The following is an 11,448-nucleotide window of genomic DNA, read 5'->3' as shown; positions in this document are numbered from 1 at the left end:
TTACTCGGCATCCTCGACCTCATACGAATCCGCCTCGGCTGGCTCCTCGTTTGTCTCTGGCGCAGCCTCGCGCGCCTCGTCAAACGCTGCCTTCATGGTCTTGTTGCCCCATGTGAGCTTGCGAATGGTAAGCTCATCGGCCTTGTTGTGGGCCAAGCGTAGGTTCTCGGTGCTGCGGCGCAAGTCGTCCTTGGTCTTCTCGAGCTGCTTAATGGCGGCATCGATCTCCTTGATTGCCGACTCGAATTGCTTGCTCGCCAGGTTGTAGTTGCGCGAGAAGCCATCCTTGAACTTCTCCATCTTGGCTTCGAAGTTCGTGACATCGATATTCTGCTGTTTGTACTCCGCCAGTTCCTGCTTATAGCGAAGCGAACCCATAGCGGCGTTGCGAAGGAGCGTAATCATGGGGATGAAGAACTGCGGGCGGATCACGTACATCTTCTCATAGCGGTAACTCACGTCGACGATACCCGCGTTATAGAGGTCACTCTCGGGCTCCAGCAGGGTGCAGAGCACCGCATACTCGCAGCCTTTCTGGCGGCGATCGTGATCGAGTTTCTTAAAGAAATCCTCGTTCTTGTGTTTGGTCGCGGTCTCGTCGTTCTCGTTTTTCATCTCGAACATGATCGAAATGATCTCGTTGCCGCTCTCGTCACACTCGCGGAAGATAAAGTCGCCCTTGGTACCCTCGGACGCATCATTATCTTTCTCGAAGTACGCGTTGGGAAACGCCGTCATGCGCAGACGGTTGAACTCAGTCTCGCAGTGCTGCTCGAGCGACTCGCCCACCATCTTGGTGGACAGGCGGACCTTCATGTCCTTAAGGCGCTCAATCTCTTCATCCTTGTAGCGAATCAGGTCATCGCTCGCGCGCTTGGCCTGCGCAAGCTCGAGCTCGTGTGCCGCCTTGGCTTGCTCCTCACGAGAATCGCGCACCGCCAGCTCGCTCGTCAGTTTGGCACGCGCCTCATCGTGCTCTCGCTCCGCCGCGGCGACCGCCTCTGACAGGTTCATTTTTGCCATCAGTTCCTGCTCGCGCAGCTGGGCACGCAGGCCCTCGGCCTCCTGCTCAGACCGAGCCTTTGCGGCGGAAAGCTTCTCCTGCACCTTCGCGCGGTAGTCTGTGAGTGTGCGTTCGGCCTCGCTGCGAGCGGCATCGAGCTCACGCTGAGACTCGGCCGCGGCAGCGGCAAGCGCCATCTCCTGGGCCTTGTCCGCCGCGGCAAGCTTGGCCTGCAACTCGGCAATCTGGGCATCTCGTGCAGCTACATCGTTTTGAGCAGCATTGCGCGCCGCCGACTCGGCAAGCTTGGCTTCGTCATCCTTGCGCCCCAGCTGCGCACGCAAGTTGTCGATTTCGCGCTGGAGCTCGGCGTTCTCCTTTTGAGCGTCGGCACGGGCCTCAACCGCCGCGCGCTGGCTTGCGCTCTCGCGCTCCGCGGCAGCGCCCTCGAGTTTGGCGTGCAGCTCGGCAAGCTCCGCATCGCGCTTGGCGAGTTCTTGCGCCAGCTGCTGGGCTGCAGCGTTCTTCTGCTCGACAAGCTGAGCGTCGCGCTGAGACTCCGCCTTTTGCAAAGCAGCCGTCGAGCGCGAGCGCTCAAGCTCCAGCGCCTGCTCGCCCTCGCGCTGAACAGCCTTCACGCGCTCGTCCAGGTCGCGCGAGAACTCGGCGTCGCGCACCTGCTTGACGATATCCGCATAACCGGACGCATCGACCTTAAAAACTTCACCGCAATGCGGGCACTTGATCTCGTTCATGGCAGCTCCTCGATGGACGCAAATTTCAACCGCCTACACTCTACCGCGCCGCACGGACAAAAAAGGCGCCGCTGCCATAATGGCAGCGGCGCCAGAACCACCATAAAGGTGCCTGTCCCCTTTGCGGTGGTTTGTGTGGTGGTTCGAGAATTACAGCCCAAAGAAGTCAAGGATTTGATCACGGCTTACGGGCTTGTAATCGTTGGCATCGAGACCGACATCATAGCGAAAGATAGGGCGCTCGCGATCGCGGTTGCGCGCGTTGGTGCGGTCTCCCCTGCTGTGGATATGCCCGTGCAGCATGATGGCGCCGCGCGCCTTGCCATTCCAGCTGAGCATGGGGTAATGGCTCATAACTAGACGATGGCCCTTGGCATAGCCGGGAGCCATCTCCAGGTAATCGCATACCTCATCCCAAATCTGCGGTACGTCGGGATCTTCCCAATCACCGTCATGGTTGCCACGGATGAGCGTCACATTCTGGCATTCGATGCGCTCGCGCAGGCGCACCGCCTCCGCCAGGGGCAAACGATAGGTAAAGTCTCCCAAGATATAGAGACGGTCGTCCGCCGCCACGCACTCATTGATGGCATCGATGACCTTGCGGTTCATCTCCTCGACCGAATCAAACGGCCGATCCATATCGTGCAAGATATTCGTATCGCCCAGGTGCAGGTCGGCGGTAAACCACATCATCGTCTCTGTCCTCATTTCGCAACGCGTCTAACACGTGCCTAGTATACAGACGCAGCGATGCGACAGTTACCCAAAGAGCCCGCCGAACAGACCTCGGCAGCGCTTGTCCTTTTTATTCGAACCTTTATCCTGGGTGTTCTTATCCTTTTGCTTTTTGCGATCCTGCTCCAGCTCATCGTCATCGAGCAGCATATCCCACTCAAACGGATCGTCCGTCAAATCGAACAGGTCGTCGTCAAACATGGCAGCCTCCATTGCCGACTAGCGAGCATCCACCACATAGAGCCCAACGCGCACCTGATGCCACGGGCTGCGCTCGGGGGCAACCTGTTGCACACGGGCCTCAAATACGTCCTCGTGGCCGTAATACATCATCAAGGACAGTGGGCCGACCTCGTTTCCTGGAACGTAGCCAAGTTTGGTCTTGCCATAGTAGATCGCAACTGCCTCGGGGTCATGAGGATTATCGCGCTCGGCACACAGCGTCAGTTTATCGCCCGCTTTAAGATCGCCTAGGACCAAAGCGCCGTCGGCATATTGAAATCCTGCGATGTGAAACGACAGAAGAACACGTGAAGGCTCGTACATAGCAACTCCCCTAACGGCCGGATAAACCGGCGTTTAACCTTATTGAGAAGTCTACGGGTCCGTGCGGACACAAATTCGCCCCACCCGCGCCTTTTCGACCGTTTGTCGCTACACCATCTGATTTTAATGCACAAACATGCGCACGAACTTGTGCCTCCAGCTTTCATACGGAGCATAGCGGAATGGCACGTCCAGCCACGTTGCCTTGTTCACGATGCTCTTCTTGTGGCTAAACGTATCGAAGCTCTCGCGTCCATGGTACTGCCCCATACCGCTCGCGCCCATGCCGCCAAAGCCCATATGGCTCGTAGCCAGATGCATGATCGTGTCGTTGACGCAGCCGCCGCCAAAGGGCACATGGCGCACAAAGCGCTCCTGAACTGCGCGGTCCTGGCTAAAGATATATAAGGCCAGCGGTGTCGGACGATCCGTAATAAACGTCTCGGCCTCGTCTAAGCTCTCAAACGTCAGCACCGGCAAGATGGGACCGAAGATTTCTTCCTGCATCACGGCGTCATCGGGGGACACGCCGTCTAGGATCGTCGGCTCAATCTTGAGCGACGACTCGCGCGCCGTGCCTCCCAGCACAACCTTGTCGGGATCGATCAGCCCGCGCACGCGCGCAAAATGCTTGGCGTTGACGATGTGGCCGTAATCCTCGTTGTCGAGCGGATGCTCGCCAAACATGCGGCGGACCTCCTCCTTGATGAGGCCCAACAACTCATCGTGCACGTGCACGTCGACCAGCAGATAGTCGGGCGCTACACAGGTCTGGCCCACGTTGAGCCATTTACCAAAGGCGATACGCCGTGCCGCGACCTTCAAGTTTGCCGTCGCATCAACGATGCAGGGGCTCTTGCCGCCCAGCTCAAGCGTCACGGGCGTGAGGTTTTTGCTCGCGCGCTCCATGACGAGCTTGCCGACCGGAACGCTACCGGTAAAGAAGATCTTGTCCCAGCACTCGTCGAGCAGCGCTTCGTTTTCGGCGCGGCCGCCCTCGACAACCGTCACCAGACGCGGATCAAACGCCTCTTCACAGATCCGCTTGAGCACCGCGCTCGATGCCGGAGCATAGGCGCTCGGCTTGATGACCACGGTATTGCCCGCGGCAAGGGCGCCGGCAAGCGGCTCGAGCGTTAGCAAAAACGGGTAGTTCCAGGGCGCCATAATGAGCGTGACGCCATAGGGCACGGCTTGCGTTTTGCACACACTCACGGCGTTGGCGAGGTCACACGGACGCAGGCGCGGACGACTCCATCGAGCCACATGCGCAATCTGATGACGAATCTCGGAAAGCGAGGTGCCGGTCTCACACATATAGGCCTCGTCATGCGACTTTCCCAAATCGGTCTTGAGCGCATGGGCAATATCGGGTTCGTGCGCCCGCACTGCGTCGCGCAAGCTCACGAGCGCGCGACGGCGAGCGTTAACGTCAAACGTGGCGTGCGTCTTAAAGTAGGCGCGCTGATCGCCGACGATGCGCGCAATTTCCTCGGTGTTCATGGGCCCTCCTAATTCTCGTCTTCAAACATACCACCCGCAACGACCTCGTACATATGTTCGAGCTCCAGACGGTCCATTAGAAGCGGAACGGGGTATAGCGGATTGGCCTCGGCATCGGCATGGGCCGCCATTTGCGGAATATCGGAGCGGCGAATGCCCGTCACATATTTGGGAATGCCCAAGGCGGCATTCATGCGGTCGACCCAATCGATAAAGGCCTCGGCCGCAAGACTGTCCTGCGCGGTAGCCGGCGCAATGCCCGCCATGCGAGCAAGATCGGCAAGCTTGGGGGCGGCGGCGTCACCATAAGCGCGAAGCATGTGCGGCAGGATAATCGCGTTGGCCAAACCGTGCGGAATTCCGTATCGGCCGCCCAGACTGTGCGCGATGGCGTGAACGTATCCCACATAGGAGCGGGTAAACGCAACGCCCGCCTTATACGCCGCCGAAAGCATATTGCGACGCGCACGCATGTCGTCGCCATGCTCATAGGCCTCGAGCAAATTGTCGTGGATGAGCTGCACCGCCTGGCGCGCCATCTTGCGCGTGTAGGGCGTGGTGCTACGGCCGATAAAGGCCTCGACGGCATGCGTCAGGGCATCCATACCCGTCTGCCCCGTAATGGAGGCGGGCAGGCCACGTGTAAACTCGGGGTCGTGCACCGCAAAGCGCGGAATAAGCACAAAGTCGTTAATGGGGTACTTGTAGCGCGTCTCGTCATCGGTGATAACCGCCGCGAGCGTGACTTCGCTTCCCGTACCGGCGGTAGTGGGAACCGCAATAAGCAGCGGCAGGCGACGATGAATCCGCAGCAGGCCGCGCATCTTGTTGATGGGCTTGTTTGGCTGCGCAATGCGTGCGCCCACGCCCTTGGCGCAGTCCATGGCTGATCCTCCGCCAAAGCCGATAATGGCCCGGCAGGCGCTCTCTCGGTACAGGGACGCCGCTTCCTCCACGTTTGAGACCGTGGGGTTTGCACGCGTTTCGGCATAGACCGAAACGCCAATCCCCCTGGATGCGAGCGCCGTCTCGAGCGGTGCCGTGAGCCCCAGACGGGCAATACCGGGATCCGTCACGATAAGAACCCGCTGTATCGAGCGCTTTTGAAGCACTTCGGGCACATCCTCGGCATGCTCCAGAATGCGTGGCTCGGTATAGGGCAGCACCGGCAACGCGATGCGAAAAACCGTTTGATATGCTCGGCACCAGGCACGACGGGCTAGATGCATAAAGGAAACTCCCTCATTTGTTGATTGGTTAACATTTGCTCGACCGATTGTACTCATCGGAGGTCTCGAGCGGCCTGGCAATCGTTAATCAATCAACATCTTCACATGCCTAAAATTTTTTATTAAAAATCATTCCTAATAGGCTTCACATTCGGTTGCATTTATGGATAATAGAACTCGTCAAGACGCACGTCCGGAGAGGGCCCTTACGGGACCGGACGAGCGCGCCATCGCCATCGATCGAAAGGATCGAATTATGAAGTTTGTTTGCCCCGTTTGCGGTTATGTGGAAGAGTTCGACGGCGACCAGCTGCCCGAGGATTTCAAGTGCCCCCAGTGCGGCGTTCCCGGCTCTCGCTTCCTGAAGCAGGAGGAGGGTCAGCTCGAGTGGGCTGCCGAGCACGTTGTGGGCGTAGCCAAGATGGAGGGCGTCTCCGAGGATATCGTTGCCGACCTGCGCGCCAACTTTGAGGGCGAGTGCTCCGAGGTCGGTATGTACCTGGCCATGGCTCGCGTCGCTCATCGCGAGGGCTATCCCGAGATCGGCCTGTACTGGGAGAAGGCTGCGCACGAGGAGGCCGAGCATGCCGCCAAGTTCGCTGAGCTCCTGGGCGAGGTCGTGACCGACTCCACCAAGAAGAACCTCGAGATGCGCGTTGAGGCCGAGAATGGCGCCACCGCCGGCAAGACCGATCTTGCCAAGCGCGCCAAGGCCGCTGGCCTCGATGCCATCCACGACACCGTGCACGAGATGGCTCGCGACGAGGCTCGCCACGGCAAGGCTTTCGCCGGTCTGCTCAAGCGCTACTTTGGTTAAGCCAACCGCCTGAGAGACAATCTCTAGCTCGATAAGGCCCGGACCGCAAGATCCGGGCCTTTTTCGTGTCTAGCGAACCAGTTAACGTCCCAAAAAAGGACCACCTTCGGCATCGGCTTCGCGTCAAAAACTAAGTGAGTAGCCTTTTGGGAACTTGTCGAGCAGACCATCCGTATTGCTTTATAAAACCGCAGGTAGACAGCTTGCCGCAAAATAATCTGGTCGCCATCACGCTAAAAGTCTACTCACTTAGATTTGCAACCGTCCATGATCGGGCCTTTTTGTGTCTAACGGGCATCTTTTTGTCGATTTCTCCCAGTTTTGACCAGTCAACGAATAGCTCAGACCGAAGTAATGCCTCGGCCCCTTGCTCCTCCAAGCTTTTATCGCGATATTCAACATCGAGCAACCTGCACACGGCCTTAACAATCGCGTGGAATCTATCCTCATCGGATATCTGTCCGTGTGTCAGGAGAAATACATCGTAGCCCATGGCCTGAAGCGCCGTCATGCGGTCGGCGTCGCGCAAGCCATCCCCGGCTCGCCCGTGTGAGCCCTTTCCTTGGCATTCAATGGCCACCTGTCGCTCTCCGTCCGGCGAAGACAGAAGTAGGTCAATGTATACGCGGGACTTGCCTACAATCGCCCGAGCACTTGCGCTTAGCGCCACTTCGACATTGAGCTCTATGCCGCAAAAACCTTCGCCTCCCAGGGATCGTGGCAACCCAAGCAACAAATACGTCTCAACCTCAAAAGGCGATGCGGCACCCAGTGGAACGAGATGAGATACCGCGACAAATCGCTTGCCGTAACGCATCCCACAAACATCTGAGCAAAAACGGTCAAGGTCTTCGCCCAAAACCAAAGCGTCGCGCCGCCATAAATTTGAGGCGGCGCCGTCCTCGGACGGACAGCGCGCCCAACCCAAGGTTGCCGGAATCGCGCCCGACTCAATTGCACGCGAAAGCTCTGCCTCGAGTGCTGCTGGCAAGGCACAAACCGTAAACAAGCCGCACATCTCCGCCAACACCAAAACAAGCTGGAGATCCGTCAGATGCCGCGACATGATGAATGCCGTCAGCAGAGGAGACGTAACCAAAAACCCATGTTCCGTTTCCAGCACGGATTCCCTGGGGAACTCGCCTAGGAACAGCCGCTGCCTAATGCTGACAGGGCAAGTCCGCTTGCCTCTCGTCCGAACCAATGTATACAGCGGAAAGCCGAGCACAACCGTAGCCGTCGGGTTACGGGCGAGCTCGCATCGCCGCCGGTCTTCTTCCGGTCGCGGGAGCGGCGGACACAGAGCGCGGGCCTGAGGGGGCAAGCGCCAGTACTTAAAAGCCGATATGTCACAAAGTAGATCCTTCATAGGCACAGGAAAACACGAATTTCAACCCGGGCGCTCACGCATTGGCGCGAACGCGCCGAAAAGGGCGCCGAACGGACTACTTAGTTTTCAACAGCCCTCCCCAACTGGCCAAAAGCTTGCCAAAAGCTGGACGGAGCGCTGTTGAAAACTCATTTTTCGCTCATGCGGAAGCCTTGCACAGCAAGTGAGTAGACTATTTAGGACCCGCCGAGCAGACCGCCCATACTGCTTTACAAAATCGCAGGTAGATGGATTGCTTCAAAACGGTCTGGTCGCCAAGGCGCCAAAAGTCTACTCACTTAGGTTGCAGGGCGTTCCCGTCAACTGCGAATCCAGGGTTTTTAGCTCTTTTGGACTCAGGTCGTCATACTGGACAAGAATTCGAGTTGATTTTTCTGGGACAGATACGCCATTGGCGCACCAAAAACAGTCACCGATATCGGTAAAAGGAATATTCGAACGCGTGAGGGCATGCGTAATAGAGTTTTCATCCGTGTCACGCCCTGCGGCTACGACGCAGTAAAGGCCAGCGTCTGCGTGCTCGATCGAAACCTCCCCCGCCGGAAATGCCTTCCGTACAAGCGTCGCCAGGCCATCACGCGCCTCGCGAGCACGAACGCGTACGCGGTTCACATGTCGCTCGTAATCGCCCGATTCCAGCAAACGAGCCAAAGCGACCTGGTCAACAGAACTCACCGACGAGGCGTAAAAGCCAAGGTTGCGCCTAAACCGTTCCATCAGCTCATCGGGCAGGACCATATACGCCAAACGCAGGGCCGACGACAGACTTTTTGAAAACGTGTTGGTGTAGATGACCGATTGGGCGGCATCAATCGACGCGAGCGCGGGAATCGGCTTACCGGCAAGGCGAAACTCGCAATCAAAGTCATCTTCGATGAGATACCGGTCCGGCCGCTCGGCGGCCCAGCCCAGCAGGGCATAGCGACGCGCAATGCTCGTCACAAGGCCGGTCGGATACTGATGGGACGGCATCAGGTGAAGGACATCCGCCCCGGTTTTCTGCAGAGCGCTCAAGTCCACGCCCTCACCGTCCAACGGGATATACCGCACTTCGCAACCCATGGCCTGATAGATGCGCGTCAAACGCAAATACCCCGGATCCTCAACGGCATACACCTTGTCCGCGCCAAGCAGCTGAACCAACATGGTATCGAGCAACTGGGCGCCCGCACCGATAACGATGTTGTCGGGGTCGACATTCATGCCCCTTGTCCCGCGCAGATGGTGAGCAATTGCGCGTCGTAGCCGAACGGTGCCCTGCGCCGGCGCGGGCGAAAAGATTTCACGTTCGTCTTCGGACGTCAGTGTCGCCCGTAGCGCGCTTTGCCAAAGCCGCGCCGCCTCCAAAGCGGAAGGAGAAAGAGCCTCGAACTGCTCAGTCTGTCCGTCGGAATCATGCGCGCTGGGGCCAACAGAGACAGCATCTCGGTCGATATCCCCCGCGGCCAAAGACAAAACCGGTGCATCGGGAAGCTCGCACGCGTAGTAACCACGGCGCGGCTTTGAGCAAATATAACCCTCGGCAAGCAACTGGCTATATGCATTTTCGATTGTAATGACACTAATTCCCAGATGACTGGCAAAGGCGCGCTTAGACGGAAGATGCTCCCCCGCCGCAATACGTCCAGCTACAATATCATCTCGAATTTGCTGGTAAACATACTCATAGAGCGATGCTTCGCCGCGGTTTTCCAAATTATAGTCAAGCATGAGTTTGTCACCTGACCTTATCGAGTCATTCAATCTGGCATTAGTCTGACCTTGCTATTATCTCGAAAACTGAGTATTTCGCCATACCCAGCCCCCCGATAGGATGTTCCGTCAAGCAATGCACATGCCAACCAAGGGAGCAACCATGGCAGAACAGACCAGCAAGGCCGATCGCGTCAAACTCAACCGCGAGCTCGCGCAGATGCTCAAGGGCGGCGTCATCATGGACGTCACCACGCCCGAGCAGGCACGTATCGCCGAGGAGGCAGGCGCCTGCGCCGTCATGGCACTCGAGCGCATCCCGGCCGACATCCGTGCCGCAGGCGGCGTCTCGCGCATGAGTGACCCCAAGATGATCAAGGGCATTCAAGAGGCCGTCTCCATCCCCGTCATGGCCAAGTGCCGCATCGGCCACATCGTCGAGGCGCAGGTCCTTCAGGCCATCGAAATCGACTACATCGACGAGTCCGAGGTTCTCTCCCCCGCCGACGATGTCTACCACATCGACAAGACCCAGTTTGACGTCCCGTTTGTCTGCGGTGCCCGCGACCTGGGCGAGGCGCTGCGCCGCGTAGCCGAGGGCGCCACGATGATCCGCACCAAGGGCGAGCCGGGCACGGGCGACGTCGTTCAGGCCGTGCGACACATGCGCAAGATCCAAAAGCAGATCCGCGACGTTGTCGCCTTGCGCGACGACGAGCTCTTTGAGGCAGCCAAGCAGCTGCAGGTTCCGGTCGAGCTGGTGCGCGAGGTCCATGCCACGGGCAAGCTCCCTGTCGTGAACTTTGCTGCCGGCGGCGTAGCGACCCCCGCCGATGCCGCGCTGATGATGCAGCTGGGCGCCGAGGGCGTTTTTGTCGGCTCGGGCATCTTTAAGAGCGGCGACCCCGCCAAGCGCGCAGCCGCCATCGTTAAGGCCGTGGCCAACTTCACCGACGCCAAACTCATCGCTGAGCTTTCGGAGGACCTGGGCGAGGCTATGGTAGGCATCAACGCTGACGAGATCGAGATCATCATGGAGGAGCGCGGACGCTAGTCCGGCAGAAAGGATCGCACATGAGCGATTACGCAGACCAGACGGTCGCCGTGCTGGCGGTCCAAGGCGCTTTTGCCGAGCACGAGGCGAGGCTATCCGAGCTGGGCGCACGTTGTATTGAGCTGAGGCAGGCGGCTGATTTGAAGCAGAACTTTGACCGTTTGGTACTTCCCGGCGGCGAGTCTACCGTTCAAGGGAAGCTGCTTGCCGAGCTTGGCATGCTCGAGGAGCTTCGTGCCCGTACCGCTGAAGGCATGCCCGTCCTGGGTACCTGCGCCGGCCTGATTCTGCTGGCTCACGACCTTGCCGCTCATGACGATAAGGGCACGCCGCGTTTGGCAACCATGGATGTGCTCGTTGAGCGCAATGCCTATGGCAGACAGCTCGGCAGTTTTCGCACCAAGGGACAGGTAGACGGCATCGACGGTAAAGTGCCGCTGACGTTTATCCGCGCGCCCCGCATCGTCGAAGTGCACGGCGACACTGAGGCCCTAGCCGAAGTCGACGGTCGCATCGTCGCCGCCCGCCAAGGCAACCAGCTCGGCGTCACCTTCCACCCCGAGCTCGACGAAGACACCCACCTCCACGAACTGTTCCTGCAAATGTAGGCAGAATTTAAACGAGCGTGGATTTTCGGACATACAGCAAATGAGAGTGGATAATCTCCCACTTTGAGCGTGAATGCAGGCTCAAACCGGGAGATTATCCACTCTCATCCTAT

Annotated in this window: 11 protein-coding genes; 3 read left to right on the top strand and 8 right to left on the bottom strand. The window is 58.5% G+C overall.

Translation table 11 applies throughout. The features are described from left to right. The 6 genes from DWW12_RS04705 to DWW12_RS04685 all read right to left on the bottom strand — a co-directional run bounded on the left by DWW12_RS04705 (window position 1) and on the right by DWW12_RS04685 (window position 5,774). The gene (locus DWW12_RS04705) at window positions 1–1,758 is read right to left on the bottom strand and encodes a DUF2130 domain-containing protein (RefSeq protein WP_117855225.1); all 1,758 of its coding nucleotides are present in this window, start codon (window positions 1,756–1,758) and stop codon (window positions 1–3) included. A gap of 150 nt (window positions 1,759–1,908) precedes the next feature. Then, window positions 1,909–2,469, bottom strand: coding sequence for a metallophosphoesterase (locus DWW12_RS04700; RefSeq protein WP_117855223.1), 561 nt, complete (start codon window positions 2,467–2,469; stop codon window positions 1,909–1,911). 51 nt (window positions 2,470–2,520) lie between these two features. Then, window positions 2,521–2,697, bottom strand: coding sequence for a hypothetical protein (locus DWW12_RS09830; RefSeq protein ID WP_158564388.1), 177 nt, complete (start codon window positions 2,695–2,697; stop codon window positions 2,521–2,523). 18 nt (window positions 2,698–2,715) lie between these two features. Beyond that, window positions 2,716–3,042 carry an HIRAN domain-containing protein gene (locus tag DWW12_RS04695; RefSeq protein WP_035137041.1) on the bottom strand — a complete coding sequence of 109 codons (327 nt, stop codon included), beginning with the start codon at window positions 3,040–3,042 and terminating at the stop codon, window positions 2,716–2,718. Window positions 3,043–3,165: 123 nt separating this feature from the next. Next, window positions 3,166–4,545 (bottom strand): aldehyde dehydrogenase, encoded by a 1,380-nt coding sequence (locus DWW12_RS04690; RefSeq protein WP_117855221.1) that lies wholly within the window; start codon window positions 4,543–4,545, stop codon window positions 3,166–3,168. 8 nt (window positions 4,546–4,553) lie between these two features. Further along, complete coding sequence (locus DWW12_RS04685) at window positions 4,554–5,774, bottom strand: iron-containing alcohol dehydrogenase (RefSeq protein ID WP_117855220.1); 1,221 nt, start codon at window positions 5,772–5,774, stop codon at window positions 4,554–4,556. Window positions 5,775–6,027: 253 nt separating this feature from the next. Between DWW12_RS04685 and DWW12_RS04680 the strand changes: the two genes are divergently transcribed. After that, on the top strand, window positions 6,028–6,591 hold the full coding sequence (locus tag DWW12_RS04680) for a ferritin family protein (RefSeq protein ID WP_070097113.1): 564 nt from the start codon (window positions 6,028–6,030) through the stop codon (window positions 6,589–6,591). Window positions 6,592–6,832: 241 nt separating this feature from the next. Here DWW12_RS04680 and DWW12_RS04675 read toward each other — a convergent pair whose 3' ends face one another. Continuing rightward, on the bottom strand, window positions 6,833–7,714 hold the full coding sequence (locus DWW12_RS04675) for a hypothetical protein (protein ID WP_147345463.1): 882 nt from the start codon (window positions 7,712–7,714) through the stop codon (window positions 6,833–6,835). A gap of 537 nt (window positions 7,715–8,251) precedes the next feature. Beyond that, on the bottom strand, window positions 8,252–9,691 hold the full coding sequence (locus DWW12_RS04670) for a PLP-dependent aminotransferase family protein (RefSeq protein ID WP_117855216.1): 1,440 nt from the start codon (window positions 9,689–9,691) through the stop codon (window positions 8,252–8,254). Between the two features lie 145 nt (window positions 9,692–9,836). Here DWW12_RS04670 and pdxS point away from each other — a divergent pair, with 145 nt between their 5' ends. Next, a complete protein-coding gene (gene pdxS, locus DWW12_RS04665) occupies window positions 9,837–10,727 on the top strand; it encodes a pyridoxal 5'-phosphate synthase lyase subunit PdxS (protein ID WP_022094325.1) in 891 nt (296 codons plus the stop codon). A 20-nt stretch (window positions 10,728–10,747) separates the two neighbouring features. Beyond that, entirely contained in the window at window positions 10,748–11,335 is a 588-nt protein-coding gene (gene pdxT, locus DWW12_RS04660; RefSeq protein WP_117855215.1) for a pyridoxal 5'-phosphate synthase glutaminase subunit PdxT, read from the top strand. Window positions 11,336–11,448 lie beyond the last annotated feature (113 nt).

Origin of the sequence: Collinsella sp. AF14-35 (genome assembly GCF_003464565.1) — a bacterium.
Classification (GTDB): domain Bacteria; phylum Actinomycetota; class Coriobacteriia; order Coriobacteriales; family Coriobacteriaceae; genus Collinsella.
The sequence above is the reverse complement of the archived record's forward strand: the minus strand, read 5'-3'. Positions and strand labels throughout refer to the sequence as shown.